The sequence below is a fragment of the Pontibacter qinzhouensis genome (assembly GCF_008017455.1).
GTDB lineage: Bacteria > Bacteroidota > Bacteroidia > Cytophagales > Hymenobacteraceae > Pontibacter > Pontibacter qinzhouensis.
The window spans coordinates 1-18,543 of sequence record NZ_VRTY01000037.1 but is presented as its reverse complement, the minus strand read 5'-3'; the positions used below and the strand labels follow the sequence as shown (position 1 = coordinate 18,543).

16 protein-coding genes are annotated in these 18,543 nt (G+C 46.0%); 1 reads left to right on the top strand and 15 read right to left on the bottom strand.

The window, feature by feature from the left end; genetic code table 11:
* Positions 1–3 precede the first annotated feature (3 nt).
* Both ruvA and FVR03_RS11205 read right to left on the bottom strand, forming a co-directional pair.
* Positions 4–594: a Holliday junction branch migration protein RuvA gene (gene ruvA / locus FVR03_RS11210; RefSeq protein WP_147921844.1), complete on the bottom strand. Its 591-nt coding sequence runs from the start codon at positions 592–594 to the stop codon at positions 4–6.
* On the bottom strand, positions 591–2,864 hold the full coding sequence (locus tag FVR03_RS11205; protein ID WP_147921843.1) for an NADP-dependent malic enzyme: 2,274 nt from the start codon (positions 2,862–2,864) through the stop codon (positions 591–593). Before FVR03_RS11205 ends, ruvA begins: the two co-directional genes overlap by 4 nt.
* A gap of 633 nt (positions 2,865–3,497) precedes the next feature.
* Between FVR03_RS11205 and FVR03_RS11200 the strand changes: the two genes are divergently transcribed.
* Entirely contained in the window at positions 3,498–3,956 is a 459-nt protein-coding gene (locus FVR03_RS11200; protein WP_147921842.1) for a DoxX family protein, read from the top strand.
* A 160-nt stretch (positions 3,957–4,116) separates the two neighbouring features.
* On the opposite strand, the gene FVR03_RS11195 is transcribed toward FVR03_RS11200, so the two are convergent.
* From FVR03_RS11195 to FVR03_RS11135, 13 genes are all read right to left on the bottom strand, one after another.
* Positions 4,117–5,610 carry a lytic transglycosylase domain-containing protein gene (locus FVR03_RS11195; RefSeq protein ID WP_147921841.1) on the bottom strand — a complete coding sequence of 498 codons (1,494 nt, stop codon included), beginning with the start codon at positions 5,608–5,610 and terminating at the stop codon, positions 4,117–4,119.
* Positions 5,611–5,619: 9 nt separating this feature from the next.
* A complete protein-coding gene (gatA, locus tag FVR03_RS11190; RefSeq protein ID WP_147921840.1) occupies positions 5,620–7,059 on the bottom strand; it encodes an Asp-tRNA(Asn)/Glu-tRNA(Gln) amidotransferase subunit GatA in 1,440 nt (479 codons plus the stop codon).
* A complete protein-coding gene (locus tag FVR03_RS11185; protein WP_147921839.1) occupies positions 7,056–7,274 on the bottom strand; it encodes a Sec-independent protein translocase subunit TatA/TatB in 219 nt (72 codons plus the stop codon). The genes gatA and FVR03_RS11185 overlap by 4 nt, the downstream gene beginning before the upstream one ends.
* A 30-nt stretch (positions 7,275–7,304) precedes the next feature.
* On the bottom strand, positions 7,305–7,517 hold the full coding sequence (gene tatA / locus FVR03_RS11180) for a twin-arginine translocase TatA/TatE family subunit (RefSeq protein WP_147921838.1): 213 nt from the start codon (positions 7,515–7,517) through the stop codon (positions 7,305–7,307).
* Between the two features lie 886 nt (positions 7,518–8,403).
* A complete protein-coding gene (locus tag FVR03_RS11175) occupies positions 8,404–9,102 on the bottom strand; it encodes a hypothetical protein (RefSeq protein WP_147921837.1) in 699 nt (232 codons plus the stop codon).
* Positions 9,103–9,187: 85 nt separating this feature from the next.
* Entirely contained in the window at positions 9,188–9,520 is a 333-nt protein-coding gene (locus FVR03_RS11170; protein ID WP_147921836.1) for a thioredoxin fold domain-containing protein, read from the bottom strand.
* A 364-nt stretch (positions 9,521–9,884) separates the two neighbouring features.
* Entirely contained in the window at positions 9,885–11,129 is a 1,245-nt protein-coding gene (locus FVR03_RS11165; protein ID WP_147921835.1) for a murein hydrolase activator EnvC family protein, read from the bottom strand.
* Between the two features lie 152 nt (positions 11,130–11,281).
* A complete protein-coding gene (gene lolB1, locus FVR03_RS11160) occupies positions 11,282–12,025 on the bottom strand; it encodes a lipoprotein insertase outer membrane protein LolB1 (protein ID WP_147921834.1) in 744 nt (247 codons plus the stop codon).
* Positions 12,018–13,781 (bottom strand): tetratricopeptide repeat protein, encoded by a 1,764-nt coding sequence (locus FVR03_RS11155; protein ID WP_255474175.1) that lies wholly within the window; start codon positions 13,779–13,781, stop codon positions 12,018–12,020. The genes lolB1 and FVR03_RS11155 overlap by 8 nt, the downstream gene beginning before the upstream one ends.
* A 5-nt stretch (positions 13,782–13,786) precedes the next feature.
* Entirely contained in the window at positions 13,787–14,794 is a 1,008-nt protein-coding gene (locus tag FVR03_RS11150) for a sugar phosphate nucleotidyltransferase (protein ID WP_147921833.1), read from the bottom strand.
* A 317-nt stretch (positions 14,795–15,111) separates the two neighbouring features.
* Complete coding sequence (dut, locus tag FVR03_RS11145) at positions 15,112–15,558, bottom strand: dUTP diphosphatase (protein ID WP_147921832.1); 447 nt, start codon at positions 15,556–15,558, stop codon at positions 15,112–15,114.
* Positions 15,559–15,577: 19 nt separating this feature from the next.
* Positions 15,578–17,071 carry a lipopolysaccharide biosynthesis protein gene (locus FVR03_RS11140; RefSeq protein WP_147921831.1) on the bottom strand — a complete coding sequence of 498 codons (1,494 nt, stop codon included), beginning with the start codon at positions 17,069–17,071 and terminating at the stop codon, positions 15,578–15,580.
* 34 nt (positions 17,072–17,105) lie between these two features.
* A complete protein-coding gene (locus tag FVR03_RS11135) occupies positions 17,106–17,888 on the bottom strand; it encodes an enoyl-CoA hydratase/isomerase family protein (protein WP_147921830.1) in 783 nt (260 codons plus the stop codon).
* Between the last annotated feature and the right edge of the window lie 655 nt (positions 17,889–18,543).

Genomic DNA, 18,543 nt, shown 5'->3' with positions numbered 1-18,543 from the left:
ATTCTAAGAAGATTTCAACGCAAACTTTATCAGCTCCTCCACACTCAGATTGCTGCCCTCCCGCTTGATAATGGCATCCAGAGTCTTCTCTGCCACAGTTTTAACAAAGCCTAAAGTCACTAATGCAGATAACGCCTCGGCTCTGTTGGTATTGTGTGCTGCTGCAGGAATAGAAGCAGTATCTGTTAAAGCATCTTTTTTGATCTTATCCTTCAGCTCCAGTATAACGCGCTGAGCTGTTTTGGCGCCAATGCCTTTTACCTGCTGTATGGTTCGCACATCCTCCCGCACAATAGCCTGCTGAATTTCTTCTACCGAAAGCGACGAAAGAATCATAAGCCCTGTATTGGGGCCCACTCCTGATATGGAAATCAGGAGCAGAAAAGTTTCTTTCTCGGCTGTGGTGGTAAAGCCATATAGTGTATGCGCATCTTCTTTTATGTGCAGAAACGTCTGGAGCCGGCACCTTTCTCCGGTTGGTAAAGCAGAGTAGGTGCTGAGCGGAATCTTGATCTGGTACCCTACGCCATTCACATCAATAATGACGTAGGTCGGATCTTTGTAAGTTAATTTGCCATCTATGTAGGCGATCATAGGGTGCGTTTATAATGGTTTTGAGCATCTACCACGGCAATAGATACCATGTTAATAATTTCGCGGATCGAGCTGCCAAGCTGCAGAATGTGCACTGGTTTGCCCATGCCCATCAGAACGGGGCCTATTACCTCAGCTCCTCCAATTTCCTGCAGCACTTTGTAAGCAATGTTGCCTGACGTAAGAGTCGGGAAAATAAGGGTGTTGGCTCCTTTGTCGGCCAGCTCACTGAAAGGATATACCTCCCGTAGCAGGTCGCGGTTAAGGGCGGTGTTGGCCTGCATTTCGCCATCGAGGAGCAGCTCGGGGTAACGTTGTTTGGCTTTGCGTACTGCCTCTGCGGCCTTGCTCGGTATATCGCCCTGCACCGACCCGAAGTTGGAGTAAGAGAGCATGGCAATGCGCGGCTCTGTATCGAAAAAGCGAACGGCGCGTGCAGTAAGACCAATAATATCTACCAGCTCATCGGCCGTAGGATTTACGTTCACAGTTGTATCGGCAAAGAAGTAGGGTTCCTTTTTGTTCAGGATAATGTACATACCTGCCACTTTATTGATGCCTTTCTCTACGCCAATTACCTGCAGGGCCGGCAATATAGTTTTGGAATAGTCGCGGGTAAGGCCGGAAATAAGTGCATCGGCTTCGCCTGTCTGCAGCATCATGCTGCCAAAGTAGTTGCGGTCGCGGAGCAGGCGGCGGCTGTCTGAGAGCGTGAGGCCCTTGCGCTGGCGCTGCTTGTAGAGCAACTGTGCAAACTCTTCACGCTTATCGTCCTCCTCATAAGGGTCTATAATCTGGCAGTCGCTCAGGTCGAGGTTGTGCTCTTCAATAATGGCATTAATGGTTTTGCGATCGCCGAGTAGTATGGGCTTGGCAATGCGCTGCTCCTGCACCGATTGGGCTGCTTTCAGAATTTTGTAATGATCGGCTTCTGTGAACACCACCGTTTGCGGATCTTTCTTGGCCTGAATGGTGATACGGGTCATCAGTTTCTGGTCAATGCCGATTCGCTCCTTCAGTTCTTCCTCATAAGCCTCCCAGTTCGTGATCGGAATGCGGGCCACGCCGCTCTCCATGGCCGCCTTGGCCACTGCCGGCGATATGCTTGTGATCAGGCGTGGGTCCAGTGGTTTTGGAATAAGATAAGTGCGGCCAAAGGTAATGGTGTTGTCGCCATAAGCCTTGTGTACGATTTCCGGAACTGGTTCTTTTGTAAGCGAAGCCAGCGCATAAACGGCTGCCAGTTTCATGGCCTCGTTTATTTCAGTGGCGCGCACATCCAGGGCTCCTCTGAATATATAAGGGAAACCTAATACGTTGTTTACCTGGTTCGGATGGTCGGAGCGGCCGGTGGCCATAATTATGTCTTCGCGGGTAGCCATGGCTACATCGTAAGGTATTTCAGGATCCGGGTTGGCCAATGCGAAAATAATAGGATCGGCAGCCATAAGTTTCACTAGCTCCGGTGCCAGCACGTTGCCTGCCGATAAACCGATAAACACATCGGCATCTGTTAAGGCTTCGGCCAGGGTTTCGATGCGGCGGCTGGTTGCAAATTCAGCCTGGTACTTGTCCAGGTCACTGCGGGAAGTACTGATGATGCCGTTTTTATCGAACATCACAATGTTATCAAGCCTTACTCCCAAAGACACATATAGTTTTGTGCAGGCAATGGCTGCTGCTCCGGCACCGTTCACGACAATGCGAACCTCATCTATATTCTTTTCAGCCAGTTCCAGCGCGTTCAGCAGAGCTGCCGACGAGATAATGGCAGTGCCATGCTGGTCGTCGTGCATGAGCGGGATTTGCATCTGCGCTTTCAGGGCTGTCTCTATCTCAAAGCTTTCCGGCGCTTTTATATCCTCGAGGTTAATGCCGCCAAAAGTTGGCTCCAGCGATTTCACGATCCTGATAAATTCTTCTGGGTCGGTGCAATCTATTTCTATGTCAAACACATCGATGCCTGCAAATTTTTTGAAGAGTACGCCTTTTCCTTCCATCACAGGTTTAGAGGCATCGGGACCGATGTTGCCTAAACCCAATACTGCCGTGCCATTCGATATAACACCTACCAGGTTACCTTTGGCTGTATACTTGTAGGCATTGTCTTTGTCGATGGCAATTTCTTTGCAAGGTTCAGCAACACCAGGCGAATAAGCCAGGGCCAGGTCGTGCTGCGTGCTTAGCATTTTGGTTGGTACTACTTCAATTTTGCCGGGTTGCCCCTGCGAGTGGTAATTCAGGGCATCTTGCTTATTGACTTTAGTCATGTTACGTGTAGTAGGTGTAAGTATCAGGTTGCGCTAATCTTTGTGTTCGGTTTCTGGCAACAGAGCAAAAGAATTAAGACTCTTATCTCTGGTGTATTTTCAGGCCTCTAAAAAGAAACCAGAAACAAAGATACTGTCTCTCTTATTTATATGCTCACAATGTTTCGTTTTTTGAGCAAAAATCAAAGTGTCTTTCTATTGAAATTTCACAATAGTTTCCATTCAAAATTACCTATATTAGCTATAGGAGCAGCAGGAGCAGCTGTAAGGCAAGCAGAGGGGCAATATGATTTTTTTGTTATCCGGAAATTATTCAGATGAAAATGCCCTTCAGAAGGTTTTTTGCCCATTAATGGCCAAGGCTTTGCTGTTTTCAAATATATGATCCTGCTGTTCACAGAGTCGTTGAGAATGGAAATCTGATTTTCTTTCTACTGTTTATCTGAAAAAGCTGCTAAGCAATAGACTTCACTCTTTGTTGATGTGCTCTTGCTATTCATAAATTATAGCTCAGGTACATCTGCAGGCGTGGGGCAGATTCTTTGTCGCAAATACCCCTTTTATTGTCTCGATTATACTGCTCTTTATATAAGCCTATTTCTTTTCTTTGTACTAAACAAATACTTCAGAATTATGAAAGCAGCTAAAACAACCAGCATTGTTTATTGGGTATCAACCGGCATCATTTTTCTTTTTGAAGGTGTAATGCCTGCCTTAACTTCTCATACCGAACTTGCTGTAGAAGGCATCAGGCACCTGGGCTACCCGGACTATTTTAGAGTGATGTTAACAGTTTTTAAAGTAGTGGGTGCGTTAGCTTTAGTGCTTCCCTTTATCCGGGGCCGGTTCAAAGAATGGGCTTATGCAGGCTTCGGTATTAACATGCTGTCGGCTTCTGTAAGTCATAGCATGGTCGATGGTGTAAATGTGCAAACGTTCTTCCCGCTTTTTATCTTTGGTATTCTGGTGGTATCGTACTTAAGTTACCACAAGCTTGCAAAAGTACGGTATGTCCGGAATGTTGAACACGAGCAGCAAAAACAGGCAATCGTGAGGGCCGACTATTTGCCCAGTAATCCTGTAGAAGCCTAACCACTTAACCTTCCAGCAACTTACAACTAAATTATTCTAATGAAAATGGCCTTCCAAAGGTTTTTAGCCACGTAAGCGCCAAGGCTTTAAAGGTCCGGATACACCAAGGGCCACCTTCTGCAACAGAAGATGGCCCTTGGTATTTAAAAGCAGGCAGAACTTAACTTATAATTAGTTTCTGACCAGGCTTCAGTTTATTCGATTTCAGATTATTTGCCTTCTTGATCTGCTCTACTGTTATGCCGTTGTATTTCTGTGAAATTTCCCAAAGCGTATCTCCTGGCTGCACACGGTGTATTTGCTTTACCTTTTCGACCTGTTTGGCCGGCATGGTAGTTTTAGTGCTTGTCTGAGCTGTTTTTGCTGGTGCATGAGCTGCTGAGGCAAGCAGAGTGGTAGGCTCAGAAGCAGGCACTACAATGGTTAATTCCTGGTCTGGCTGAATATTATTAGAGTCGATTTTGTTCCACTCCTTTAACTGTGCCACTGTTACCTGGTGCCTAAGCGCAATGCGTACGAGGTTATCGCCGCGTTTTACGATGTAAGTAGTTTTCTGCTCGGCGCTATCTGCTGTTGTTGCTGAAGCCAGAAGTGCTGGTGTGTCGCCTGGAACCAGGTCTTTTATAGGGTCGGGAAGTCTGGAGGCTGGCATGGCGGCAAGTAAGATGCACTCCTGATCGGTTTTTAAAAGAGCTGTGGTATGAGCAGGAACACGGAGTTTATAATTCTTGATGGTTTCTGGCAGCTCCGGCTTCTTAATCTCCGGGTTCAGGGCCATCAGCTTTTCCGGCGCGATGTGCAGTTCTTCGGCTAAGCGCACCAGGTCGAGTGGCTGGTTTATAACCAGGTGTTCGGTAGGTGCGGCGTATAAAATAGAATCGGAGAAAATGTTGTGCTCCGGCGCGTAATGCATGGCATAAATAACGGCTGTCATGGAGGGTACATAGCTGCGGGTTTCTTTGGGGAGGTAAGGGAACACCTGCCAGAAAGTTTTTTTGCCGCCACCTGCCCGGCGTATGGCTTTGTTTACGTTACCCGGACCGCAGTTATAGGCAGCCATAGCCAATTCCCAGTCACCATAATAATTGTGCAGTCGCTTCAGGAACCGGCAGGCTGCCTCCGTTGCCTTTTCGGGGTCCATGCGCTCATCTATGTACTGGTTCTGGTCCAGGCCGTATTCTTTGCCGGTGGTTCTTATAAACTGCCAAAGCCCCACAGCGCCTGCCCACGAAGCAGCCTTCGGGTTAAGGCCCGACTCCACAATAGAAAGGTACTTGAGCTCCTGCGGCATGTTATGCTTTTTGAGGTAGCGCTCATAAATAGGGAAGTACACGTTCTCCCGCGAGATCATGGTGCGGGTGTACTTCCGGTTACGGATGGTAAAGTAATCGACAAAACTCCTTACAAACGGATTAAAAGTAAGCGGAATCTCAGACTCTACGCAGCTTAATCTGTCCTGTATTACCTCATTTGGCTCGTTAGGGATGTACTCAACCTCCTCCTGCACGAGCAGCACGGTGTCTAACTTTGGCTTAAGCGAATCTTCCGGGAAAAGGCTTTCAATCTTAAAACTAAAATTGGCAGCGCTGGCGGGTAAGGCCAAGGCACTGCCAATCATAACTGTTAGTATAGAAAAGAGTTTTGAATACGTCATGCTAAATTGTTACACTTCTACTGCTATCTTTTCCATGATATAAGTTGAGAAAGCCAGTAAAGAGGCTTCTTCGAACGACCGGCTCATAAGTTGCAAGCCGATGGAAAGACCTTTTTCGTCGCGACCGACAGGAATAGAAATAGCCGGAACGCCAGCAAGAGAAGCCTGTACTGTAAAGATATCGGCCAAGTACATGGCCAGCAGGTTCTCTGAATTTTCTCCTATTTTAAAGGCAGTGGTTGGGGCAGTTGGCAATATAAGAAAATCGTAGCTCTGCAACAACTCATCTGTCTTTTCCTTTATCAGTCTTCTAACTTTTTGAGCTTTAGTATAATAGGCATCGTAGTAATCGGCGCTGAGAACAAAGGTGCCCAGCATAATACGGCGCTGCACTTCTTCGCCAAAACCTTCGGACCGGGTTTTTTTGTAAAGCGACTCAAGGTCGGTTACATTCGGGCTACGGAAACCATATTTAACTCCGTCGTAACGGCCTAAGTTTGAACTGGCCTCAGCCGTGGTCAGAATGTAGTAAGTAGGAACTATAAAATCGAGGTACGGGAAGTCTACAGCTTCTACTTCGTGTCCGGCATCTTTCAGCATGCTTTTAACACCTAGTATGCAGTCTTTCACCTCCGCATCAAGGCCTTCGCGCTCAAAGCAGTCTTTTATGTACCCGATCCTGAATTTTTTGTCGTTGGTAGCGAGTTGCTGGCTATAGGCCGGCACTTCGCGGTGGCTCACGGTGCTGTCGAGGTCATCGGGGCCGGCCATTACCTCTAGCAACAGGGCAGCATCTTCTACGCTGTGGGTAATAATGCCAATCTGGTCGAAAGAAGAAGCATAAGAAATTAGTCCGAAGCGGGAAATGCGGGAATAAGTGGGCTTTAGGCCTACAATACCGCAGAAAGATGCTGGCTGGCGCACGGAGCCGCCTGTGTCCGAGCCGATAGAGGCAAGACACAGCTCTGCCTGCACGGCTGCTGCCGAGCCACCAGAAGAACCTCCCGGCACACGGGTAGGGTCATCGGCATTTAGCACCGGGCCAAAAGAGGAGTTCTCGTTAGAGCCGCCCATGGCGAACTCATCGCAGTTCTGGCGACCAATAATAATAGCGTCTTCTGCCAATAGGCGCTTTACGGCTGTGGCCGTGTAAAGCGATTTAAAACCATCCAGAATCTGGCTTGAGGCTTGTAGCGAGTGCCCTTCATAAGCAAGCACATCTTTTATACCGATTACCATGCCTGCCAGTTTACCGGCAGTGCCATTCGCGATTTTTTTGCTAACAGCGTCTGCCTGAGCGAAGGCTTCTTCTTCAAACACCTCCAGAAAAGCGTTAAGCTCTGCTTTTTCTTTGATGTTGTGCAGGTAATATGCTACAAGCTGGCGGCATGTTACTTGTCCGCTTTCTATATCCGCGCGTACGGCACGGAGCGAATTATACTTTTTCAAACTGTTTTAGGCTTGTTATCGTCGTCGATATGTCTTTCCAATTCGTTTTTTATCTCGTTTGTAGCGTCTTTAAACTCCCGGATGCCTCTGCCGAAGCTACGGGCAATGCCAGGAATCTTATCAGCACCGAACAGCAGCAGCACTGCCGTCAGGATAACAAACAGTTCGCCTCCTCCCAGGTCGCCCAGGAAAAGGAAAAGTGTACCTGAGTACATAACATTAAATACTTAACGAGTAGGTAAAAACTACTTAACGTGGTTATCGTCTTTCACAGAATTCTCGATGTCGCTCTTAATCTCTTTAGTAGCGTCTTTGAACTCACGGATACCTTTGCCCAGGCCTCTTGCCAGTTCAGGAATTCGTTTAGCACCAAAAAGCAGCAGGACAGCTATCAGGATTAAAACTACTTCTGAGCCTCCCAGCCCGCCTATGAAAAGAAATACATTGGTGATTGCCATAATCTTAAGTGTTAAGATGAAATTACTACAAAATTAGTGTATATATTTTATTAAAACCCATAAAACCTGAGTTTAGTTTAATAGCTTGCTTATTGTTTGCAAGTAAAGCAGTATTTGAAATCTGAATTTGGTGTCTTAAATTGCCTGAAATATGCTTGCTATTGGTTTGTTGTAGAGCCAGCGTCACTGTTTACAAAATTAATCGTGCTGTATCTGAAGCACTTGCTGCCTTTACTGCAGTTCCGGATAACGAACATTCAGGCTCCTGTTTAAACTGCTTTTGTACCTTAACAAACGAAGTAGAACATGCTTCGGATTGCACCCGTATAAAATAAATAGATGTAGCTACAGATTTTTTTAGAGCAGTAAAGCCTGAAATGGCTTCAAAAATACAAAACTTTGTCCCTGTTTGGGGTTAATATTCCAGAAATGGGAATAACACAGGCTCTATTAAATAAATATATACTTGATAGTGTGTCGATTAGCTTTTTGGCAACAAGTGGTACGAGATTTGTACTATTAGTAATATAGGAAATAGCAAAAAACTTCTGTAAATAATATATCTATAAGATTGCTTTTTTCTTCTTGTGTTTTTTTCTTAACTTGTCTGGCGATTAGCTAGTTACTCTTGGATAAGTAAAAAATTAGATTTATATTAGTTTGAAATTATTGCAGGATACTTCTTATAAAGGCCTGTTTTATATAAAAGATTTATTAAGTTTGTTTTCATAGCTTGGAAAGGCACCCTGCATTGTAGGGTGTTTTTTTACTTTTAGGCCAACCCAACTCTCTCCGCCTCCTTACTATACCCTTGAGGCATTTTCTGGCAAAACGCTTCTGGAGGCCATTTCCATTCGAATAATTTGATTTCCCAGCACAACTAACATCAATGCTGTTGGTTCTTTTTTAACTTCCGAATAAAGGTAGCTGCCAGACGGCTGTCTTCGCCTGTTTGTGTTGCCACCGTAACTGCTTCTGTTGCTGCCTGCATGGCTGCGGCATCATTACCTGCCTTAGTCAGTAACTGAGCAAATAGGAGTAGGTTGTCATAACTTTTTTCAATTTCTACGGCCCTTGCCATTATTTCTGCGCCTGTCTGCAGCACCTCATTTTCTTTAGAGAAATAATTTGAATACGTGGCTGTTTCGTTTAAAGTCATCCAATCTGCTTCAGTTTGGTTTGTTGCATAAGTCAGGGTTTCTTCTGCATAGCAAAGCCAGTTTTGCTGCCCTCCCAAGAAGTTAATTCTTGCCAAAGCCGAAAAATTGCTGGTATCGGGTAAGGAAGTGGCTATAAGCTTTTGCATGTTTTTGAAAAACAAGGTATCGTTCTGGTAGCCTGCCTTTTGTGCAGCCCTGCTTATTATCTGTTTAGCTTTATGTGCTGTTTCTTCCTTCTGAAAATAAGGCAGAAACTTTTGCTGGTTTAGCAGAAAGTATAGCGTAGCTGTAGCGTTAAAATCAAGGTACCTCGTGAAAATAAACCTCAGGTTCTTTTCGGAAGAAGGTTGCCTGGCAGTTTGTGTGTTTATATACTGTTCAACGACTACTTCCTGTGGATTATCAGCATCATGAAAGGTAGACAAGGCCTGGCTATAATTATAAAGTAAACGAGCAGATCCATTTCCTTAATCATACTTTCTTTTTAACGCGAAGAGAGCTATACAGGGGTTAAGCGCAATTTTTGCCTTCAGGAATAAAATCAGAGGCAGATTTAAATGAACCGTTCTGATGAAGTAATGTGCCTTTTCTGTCGAAAAATAGATAGCTAGGATATGCAACTATATCATATTTTGCTGCTAGTGCCTCTCCCTCTGAATCGTCTTCTATGTTTATATTATAGTTTAAGAAGGGGCTGTTATAGTTCCCAACAGCTTCTGAGTTCGTAAACACTTCCTTTTCCATTTGCCTGCAAGCGGGTGTGAAGGCATATAAGAAAATAGGTTTATCCTCTTTGTTCGCTCTCTGAAGTACATTTTCCCCGCTTGTTTTTTCAAAGCGTATACTACCTGCCTAACCTTTGCAAAAAGGAGCCATGAAGGCAAACAACAGGCATAAGTATAGCTGTTTCATATAAGTGCTGACTAGGTGATATGATAAACCCTTGGCTATTTTTCATGCCAACTCCTTCTGGAGGGCTTTTTTATTTAAATAATTGCTTCCTGGTATAATGTAGTCGAAAAAGGAATGTTCTAAAAAACTGGAGCTGAAAAAGAGAAAGTAGTAAGCCATTGCTAATAACTTACCCTTTGCCTGAAATCTCACAAAAAGCTTCTGGATGGTATTTTTATTCGAATAATTGCTTGCTGACCCAACAGCAGGGGCAGCTAATGAATTAACTGCTCCTGCATACGTCTCAAGAAACTGTTTATTTAGCTCTGATCCAGCCTTCGGGGTTTAGGGTTTCGCTGTTTTTCCAGATCTGGAACTGAAGCTCGGTGGTGCCGTTTGCATCTGTGAAAACAGAGCCGATCGGGTCGTTTGGTTTCAGGTTTTGCCCTTCTGATACACTTACTGATTTAAGCTTAGCATATACGGTAAAGAACTCCCCGTGCTGCACCATTACAATATTGTTCATGCCGGGCACGCTGGCTACCGTCACTACTTTACCCTCAAAAATGGCCCGGGCACTCTCACCGGCTGCCGTCTGAATATCTATGCCCCGGTTTTCTACCACCACTCCCTTCAGCACTGGGTGGTTGTGCCTGCCAAAGCGTTGCGAAATAAACCCGCGAGATACCGGCCAGGCTAACCGGCCTTTGTTACCCGAGAAGTTAGAAGATATAAGAGCAGCCTCTGGTGTAAGCGTAATTTTATTCGGGCTGCTACTGGCTTTGCGGCCTTCCTCGCGTGCTGCTCGTGCAGCTCTCTCCATCTCCTCGCGCACCATGTCGGCAATCAGGTTATCGAGCTTTTTAACGGCCTGCTGGCGTTGTGCCACTTCTTTTTTAAGGCTTTCTTCCTGCTTGCTGAGTTCCTGCACTACATTGTCCTGCTGGGTTTTCAGGTTCAGGAGGTTTTTGTTCTCCACCAGTTGTTTGCTCAGCAGGTTTTGCTTTTCGCGCCTTTTAGATTCCAGAATGGCCAGTTGGCCACCCAGGGCAGCCTGCACCTTATTTATTTGCTCCACCTGCTTTTTACGAGCCTCGGAGTATTGCTGCAGGTAGCGCATGCGCCGCACCAATTGGTTAAAATTGTCGGCTGCAAATAAAAACATGAGTTTGTTATAGCTATTGGCAGTTTTAGAGGCGGCATACACCATGCGGGCATACTCGGCTTTTAGCTGCTCCAGGTCTTGTTGCAGGGCACTTACAATGGCTTCGTTCTCTTTTACATCAGAGTCGATGAACTTAATTTCTTTGGAGATGGTGCCGATCACTTCCTTCTGGACCGTTATTTTTTCCTGAATGGCGTTGAGCTGGCCGAGAGAGGCTTCTTTTTTAACCTTGGTTTGCTGCAGAACGCGGTTGGCTTCCTGTATGCGTTTCAGGTTTTCGTTTTTCTCCTTTTCCAGCTGTGCCTTCGATTTGGGTTTGCTTTTGCTCTGCGCAAAATCGGTAAATGGCAACAGGACCAAAGAGATGAAAAAGAGGAATATGGAAAAGGGCTTCATTTATATCGTATTCTTCGGCTCGTAATTTACAAAGATGGCAAATCTAATCACGAAGAACCAATTGCTTTCTTATTTTTAAGCACTAAGATTAAATTAGTCTGCTATAGCTGCTGCTTACACCTGTGAAGCGGCTTTTTGTCTTCAGGCTATATTTAAATTCTCTTATAATCAGCGGGTACTGCGAACGGAAATTCCAGAACTTCGTCAGCGATCGTTATTCTGTTGTGGCTCAAGGTAAAAGAGGAGGTTTGGCCCGCATGCAGCACCTGGGCAGCCATGGCATGTGCAAAAGAAACGGCCCCTATGGGCTGAAAACTGTCGTACTTCACGGTGATCTGGTTTGATGTTCTTTGGTCGGTAATGTGGAGCTGCTGTAGTTTTTGGCTTTCTTTGCCAATAAAGTAGTCGAACAGCTGGTTTTGGCGCAGCTGTTGCACATGCTGTAGCTGTGCCTCGTCCTGCACTTTCTCGGTTCCGTTTGGCTGATAATTGCCCGTCAGGATGGCCTGCAGTATATCGAAAGTAATATCTACCTGAAATTTTTTGCTGAGGAATTTGAAGTCTGTGGCCAGGTACTCTTTGTGGATGCGGTTCATCATAAACACCGAGTCGCGGGTAACTTTAAGACGGGCTGCCTCAATACCCAGGCCCGGCAGCACCGACACCCAAATAATGCTGTCTTTTTTCATGCGCAACGACATGCCGGAGCTTTGGCTGCCGTTTTTATCTTCTATTTTAACCTGACTTCGGGCGCTCAGGTAGTTAAAATCGAGGTTTTGTACCGTTACTTTGCCTACGGTTTCGGTTGCTGTGGTAGCAGTGGTCGGAATTACTTCTTTTTTGCAGGCTGTTAATAACAGGAAGCCCAGCAGGCAGTACACCAGCTGTTTATTCATACAGTTTCTTTTCTTTTATTTTCTGTTCTATAAAAGCGGAGGCTTCTCCTTTTACTTTTGCTTTTTCCCACTGCTTCACGGCCTCGTCTTGCTTGCCTAATTTATACAGCACATCGCCATAATGTTCTACAATGGTAGCATCATCCGAAACAGCGATAGCCTGCTCCAGGTACGTTTTGGCTCCCTGGTAATCTTCCATCTTGTAAAGCACCCAGGCATAGGTATCGAGGTAGGTAGGGTTATTAGGATGCCTTTTTACCAGCTGCGATGCCATTTGCTTGGCTTTATCCAGCTTCTCGTTACGCAACGACAGAAAATAGCTGTAATTATTAAGTACATGTTCGTTGTTGGCATCCAGGGCCAGTACAGCCTCATACGCCTCATCCGATTTCTTGTACTCTTTGAGGGAGTTGTAGCCATCGCCGAGCTGCATGTTAAACTGCTTTACCAGCTCCGTTTCCTGCGACGACAGCCGCTTGCCTCGTTCCAGGGCATTAACGGCTTTTTTGTAATTCTTTTCTATCAGGTGGCCGGTGCCGTTGTAGAACCAGAAAATAGCCTGGTTGGGGAATAGCTCCAGTGCCTGCTCCGAGTGCACCACCAGCGAATCTGTTTGCGATAGCTCCGCATCGAGCAGCACAATTTGTTGCCAGATTTTAAAATGAGAGTCGTCGAGCTTAATGGCCTTCAGGTAATTGTTACGGGCTTTCTCCTTTTTATTTGCGATAGCCTGCATGTCACCGGCCACGGCATAAGCTTTGGCTTCTTCCGGATGCGAGGCAACGGTTAGTTCAGCCAGTTCGAGGGCCACACCCTCAATGGCCGGGTTTGGTAACTGCCTGATGAAATCGACCAGTATTCTTACTTTAGTATCTATGTCGAGTTCGGGGTTTGCAAAAGCCAGCTTCACCTGCTTCTCCGACTCTACAGTGTTGCCTTTCTGGCGGTTCAGGTCCGAGAGCATCAGGTGTGCATAAGGGTTGCCGGGTTCCAGTCTAAGCGCCTTATTCAGGGTTTGAATAGCAATGTCGGTTTTCTGAGCGGCATTATACAGTTCTGCCTGCGACAGGAAATAACGAACCTCGGTTGGGTTGCTTGCAATTAACTTTTCGCCTTCCTGCAGTGCCTTGTCAATGTTTTTCTGGCGGAGGTAAATCTGCTGCCGGTTAACCGATAACTGTTCCATCGGGCCGAATTTTTTCTCTATCCGGTCGTACGTCTTGATGGCATCAGGATAATTGCCCTGGGCCAGGTACAGGTCGGCCAGGTTAAACAGGTATTGGTCGCTATCAGGTACTTTCTGAATCAGGTTGTTATACACCTGGGCAGCCTCTGTGAACTGTTTCTGCTCTGCGTGTGCCTGTGCCAGCAGCAAATAGTAATACGTGTTGGCAGGGTCTTGTGCTACCGCCGACTGGGCATAAGAAACTGCCTCCTTCGGGTTTTTTAGTAACAGGTTTGTTTCGCCGATCTTGTAGTTAAGGGCGGCGTTATTCGGGTTAAACGTATGCGCTTTTTTAAAAATCTTGAGCGCTTCAGAGTAATCCTCTACAATAAAGTACTTCATTCCATCCAGAAACAATGCCTCGCTATATTGCTGCTCCTGCTCGTTGGGTTGCGTAGCAGGTAAAATAACGGTCGGAGTTTCTTGTGTGGCTTTTGTCTTTTTCTTCTTAGACTGAGCCAATGTATCTCCGGCTGCAAGCAACGAGAAGCAACAGGTTGCAAGAACAATGTTTCTGAACAGAACAATCATGTAGTTTATTCTTTAAGCGTATTGAAGTCACCTAAGCTGAGATCAGACTGGTGCCCTTCATACGTAACATTATTCCCTACCATAGAGTTTGAAATGTTACCGTTTTTTAGGGTAGTGCTTTCCTGCACAATAGAGTTGCTTACTATGGAGTCGTACACTTTTGTGTTATTACCAATAGAAACGTGAGGGCCGACAACAGAATTCTGGATAACGGCATTCTCTCCGATGTACACAGGAGGGATTATCACCGAGTTCTCTACTGTTGCCGATGATGCTACCAAGTCCTTCTCATCCTTTATATACTCCAAATACCGCTGATTAGTATACACGGTTGCGTTTTTATTTCCGCAGTCGAGCCATTCTGATATCAAGGCAGGTACAAATACAGTGCCTTTGTTCTTCATGTTTTCCAGGGCGTTGGTCAACTGGAACTCACCTTTATCTTTAATGTCGTTATCGAGGAGGTACTGCAGCTCGCTGCGCAGGTAGGCACCGTCTTTAAAGTAATAAATACCGATTATGGCCAGGTCTGAAACGAAGTGCTCTGGTTTCTCTACAAAGTCTGTGATCTCGTTGTTGTCGTTGAGTTTCACTACACCAAATGGTTTAGGGTCTTCTACTTTCTGTACCCAAATGGTGCCATCGGCGTTGGTGTCGAGCTCGAAGTCAGCTTTAAAGAGTGTGTCGGCAAAGGCAACCACTACCTTGCCCTCCAGCGATTCCTGCGCACAAAGAATGGCGTGTGCTGTACCCAAGGCTTCCTCCTGGTGGTAAATGCTGCCTTTTGCACCCACCGATTCTGCAATGTTTACCAGGTTCTGCTCTACCTGTTTTCCAAAGTCGCCAATAATAAAGGCCACCTCCTCAATAGGCTCCTGGCAAACTTTGGCAATGTCTTCTACCAATCGTTGCACAATTGGTTTTCCTGCAATCGGAATAAGCGGTTTAGGAATAGTAAGGGTGTGCGGGCGCATTCTTTTTCCCATTCCGGCCATTGGTACAATAATCCTCATAGCTAAGTATTTTTAAGTGAAATTGATTTATGTATGTAAAAAAGGCCTGTATTACTGGCCAAGCTTTTAGTTGTTGATTGTTAAATGGCTTCATGGTTAAATTGTTAACCAATTGATTTACAAAAAAGCAGAAAAAACCTGAAGTCTGTGCAGACCTTCAGCCAAAACCTCCTAAACAGCTTCGGAAGGGTGTTTTCATTAGAATAATTTGGTTATCGTTGTTAATTGTTATATGATTTTCTGAGATGAAGCTGGTGGCAGAAGAACGCTCGTCTAATCAACTCTTAACTCATAACTTTTAACTCATAACAAATCCTCTAGCGTGTGCCGGTGCTGCCGTAGCCACCTGTGCCACGCACGGTGGCACTTAATTCTTCGGTTTCCATAAGGCTGATTCGTTCATATCTGGCAACTACCATTTGTGCGATGCGTTCTCCGTCTTCCACTACGAAAGGCTTGTCAGAAAGATTAACCAGCAAAACTTTTACCTCGCCACGGTAGTCTGCGTCTATGGTGCCAGGGCTGTTTACGATAGAAATACCGTGCTTATAGGCCAGGCCACTGCGCGGCCTGATCTGCGCCTCGTGCCCTTCCGGCAGTTCTATGTAAAGGCCAGTTGCCACCAGAGCCCGCTGCAAAGGCACCAATGTAATAGGCGCGTCCAGGTTTGCCCGCAGGTCCAGGCCAGCCGAATGATCGGTTTGATAGGAGGGAAGCGGGTGCTTTGACTTGTTTATAACGTTCACCTGTAAATTACTGTTCATCTGTCAAAAATAAAGAATATTATTTGTTAAAAAAGAGCAATCGTTCGCGTGCGGCTACTATTACTAAAAATAGTGCACACACCACAAGGCCTATCAGGTAGTTTAGCCACACCTGCTGTACTGGCACATAAAACACCCCCAGCAGCAGGACCACTGCCAGCACAATATACCCGATAATGCTGCGAACTGGGTACGGAATAGGGTAGTAGCGCTGCCCCAGAAAATAGCTAACAGCCGCCATGGCAAAATAGCAGCACAGGGTGGCCCAGGCAGAGCCTACATAGCCCAGCACCGGAATAAGCAGCAGGTTAAGCATAATGGTGACTACAGCGCCTCCCACACTAATCCAGGTGCCGAATTGGGTACGGTCGGTGAGCTTAAACCAAACCGAAAGGTTATAATATACGCCCAGGAACAGGTTAGCCAGCAGCAGGATCGGCACCACTACCAGCCCGCTGTGGTAACTCTCGTCTATAAACACACTGGCAATTTCGTCGCGGAAGGCGCTTACAAACAGAAAGATAAAGGCACAGCTAATCACAAACCATTTCATGATCTGGGCAAATGCCTGTGGCGAATTTTTGTCGTTGGCCTGCGAGAAAAAGAAAGGCTCTGCTGCATAGCGGAAGGCCTGTATAGCAAGCGACATAAAAATAGAAAGCTTATAGCAGGCACCGTAGATACCCACTGCCGCCATGTTGCTCATGTTGGGGTAAAAGTTGTCGGGCAGGTGATACTCCAGCAAAATTCTGTCTATCACCTCATTTACCATGCCGGCCAGGCCCATAAAAAGTAGCGGGTAGGCGTAGCGCAGCATCGGCTTCAACTGGTCCACATCGAGCCGGAAGCGGAAGATGCTGAGTTCCTTCCAAAGCAGGGGCAGCTGGAGGGCATTAGCGACCAGGTTTATCAGGAAAATGTAACCTACACCAAAATCGGGGTTGTAGATGCTGGTTACCCACGGCCTTAGCTCCGGCAGGTAATCACCGTTGTACACCTGGCGGCAGAACACCAGGAAAAACATGTTGGCACCTACTGTAAGCACTATGTTAATAAGCTTAATGGAGGCAAACTTTACGGCCTTGTTCTGTAGCCGGAGCCAGGCAAACGGAATGGTTGCGATAGCATCGATGGCGAGTACAATGGCCAGCCACACAATATACTCCTGTCGCTCCGGAAAGCCAATAAAGTTGGCGATCGGGCCTGAAGCAAGAAGCAGAATGGCTGTGAAAATAAGGCTGCTGCTCCCTATCAGGCTCAGTACTTTGTTATATAGCTCGCGTTGATCGGTTCCGGGCTTGTTGGCAAACCGGAAAAAAGCGGTCTCCATGCCATAGGTATAGAGCACATTAAACAGTGCGACAAACGAATACAGATAGGTGACAACACCATAGGCTTCAGGAAGAAAGGCTTTGGTGTATACCGGAACAAGCAGGTAGTTAAGAACCCGGCCAATGATGCTGCTTAAGCCGTAGGCAGCCGTTTGCCCGACCAGTTTTTTAGCAATACTCATATAGTAGGTTGGGTCGGGAGTATGTGTATCAGAATCATTTGCCTTGGAAAACAGGCTTGCGCTTTTCTAAAAAGGCGTTTGTTCCTTCCAGAAAATCGTCGGAGCTGCAGCAGCGTGCAAAAGAGTTGGCTTCTGTCTGGAAACCGTTTTCATCTTTGGTATAAACTGCATTTACGCAATCTATTACCAGCCCGATAGCCAGCGGCGCTTTGCTCATTATTTTCTCCAGCAGGTCTACACACTTTGGGTAAAGCTCTGCCGGAGTGGTTACATGGTTTACCAGGCCAAAGTCATGGGCATCCTGTGCGGTTATCATGTCGCCGGTCATGAGCAGTTCCATCGCTTTGCCTTTGCTAATTAGCTGTGTAAGGCGTTGTGTGCCGCCATACCCCGGAATCAGGCCCAGGTTAACTTCGGGTTGGCCAAAGCGGGCATTGTTGCTGGCTACGCGCATGTGGCAGGCCATGGCCAGTTCGCAGCCACCACCCAGGGCAAAGCCGTTTACGGCCGCAATTACAGGTTTGGTGCAGCGCTCTATCATGTTAAACACCTCCTGGCCCTGCTCCGAAAAGCTTCGTGCGTTTACCTCGCTGAGCTCCGCTATTTCAGCAATGTCGGCTCCGGCTACGAAGGCTTTTGTGCCGGCACCTGTAAAAATGGCCGCCTTAATGGCTGGGTCATCATACACATGCTGAATGGCAGACTTTATTTCTCTAATGGTGTCTCTGTTAAGGGCATTCAGTTTGTCTTCACGGTTAATGGTGATTGTCAGAATGCCGTTTTGCAGTTGAAGCAGCAGGTTTTCGTATGAGGCCATCAGGTTATTCAACTTAAGTTAGTTTTAATTTTGAGTTACAAAGATAGTAAAATCATAAAACCCTTGCACAGCCAAGTGCGGGTGCGGTGCCGTGACAGGGGTTTTGCCTAAAGCAGCTGTTAGGTACGCAACATTGCCGGTTCAGTCGTAATTTTCATCAAAAAAAACAGGCATCGGCTTTAATTGTTTAGCTGCCAGAGGCAAAGCCTGAGCAGTTTACGTGATTAAATGTTGAAGAGTAACACATAAAAAAATTGAAAATAGAGGTGTTGCGGTGCTAGTTAAGCCTTGGATCTTAGAACACTAAAATTCTTCTGAAGGGCATTTTCATTTGAATAATTTGGCCGGCGGTGTGGTTTTTATTACAGGGTAGTTATTGATGGCGTAATGGGATGCTTGTGGGAGTGACTTCCAAGCAAGGCAAAAAAAGTCCGGCATTTTAAAGGAAATTTCTGATTGAATATTTTTAGTCTCCTGTTTAAAAATCTGTGTTACAACATGTTGTGTTTTTTTAGTAGTGTGACGTATTTAATTTTTAGCCTTAGTGGCACTGCCGGCTCCGACAGCATGAGGTTTTTTTAGGTGCTAAGTACATTCAAGTTATTTTTGTCGGATGCGCCCCAATAATGGTTAATACTTTTTCTTTCATGTTGTT

Coding starts and splice junctions, on each gene's coding strand:
- ruvA (WP_147921844.1), bottom strand. CDS start 594: ATGATCGCCTACATAGATGGCAAATTAACTTACAAAGATCCGACCTAC.
- FVR03_RS11205 (WP_147921843.1), bottom strand. CDS start 2,864: ATGACTAAAGTCAATAAGCAAGATGCCCTGAATTACCACTCGCAGGGG.
- FVR03_RS11200 (WP_147921842.1), top strand. CDS start 3,498: ATGAAAGCAGCTAAAACAACCAGCATTGTTTATTGGGTATCAACCGGC.
- FVR03_RS11195 (WP_147921841.1), bottom strand. CDS start 5,610: ATGACGTATTCAAAACTCTTTTCTATACTAACAGTTATGATTGGCAGT.
- FVR03_RS11185 (WP_147921839.1), bottom strand. CDS start 7,274: ATGTACTCAGGTACACTTTTCCTTTTCCTGGGCGACCTGGGAGGAGGC.
- tatA (WP_147921838.1), bottom strand. CDS start 7,517: ATGGCAATCACCAATGTATTTCTTTTCATAGGCGGGCTGGGAGGCTCA.
- FVR03_RS11165 (WP_147921835.1), bottom strand. CDS start 11,129: ATGAAGCCCTTTTCCATATTCCTCTTTTTCATCTCTTTGGTCCTGTTG.
- lolB1 (WP_147921834.1), bottom strand. CDS start 12,025: ATGAATAAACAGCTGGTGTACTGCCTGCTGGGCTTCCTGTTATTAACA.
- FVR03_RS11155 (WP_255474175.1), bottom strand. CDS start 13,781: ATGATTGTTCTGTTCAGAAACATTGTTCTTGCAACCTGTTGCTTCTCG.
- FVR03_RS11150 (WP_147921833.1), bottom strand. CDS start 14,794: ATGAGGATTATTGTACCAATGGCCGGAATGGGAAAAAGAATGCGCCCG.
- dut (WP_147921832.1), bottom strand. CDS start 15,558: ATGAACAGTAATTTACAGGTGAACGTTATAAACAAGTCAAAGCACCCG.
- FVR03_RS11140 (WP_147921831.1), bottom strand. CDS start 17,071: ATGAGTATTGCTAAAAAACTGGTCGGGCAAACGGCTGCCTACGGCTTA.
- FVR03_RS11135 (WP_147921830.1), bottom strand. CDS start 17,888: ATGGCCTCATACGAAAACCTGCTGCTTCAACTGCAAAACGGCATTCTG.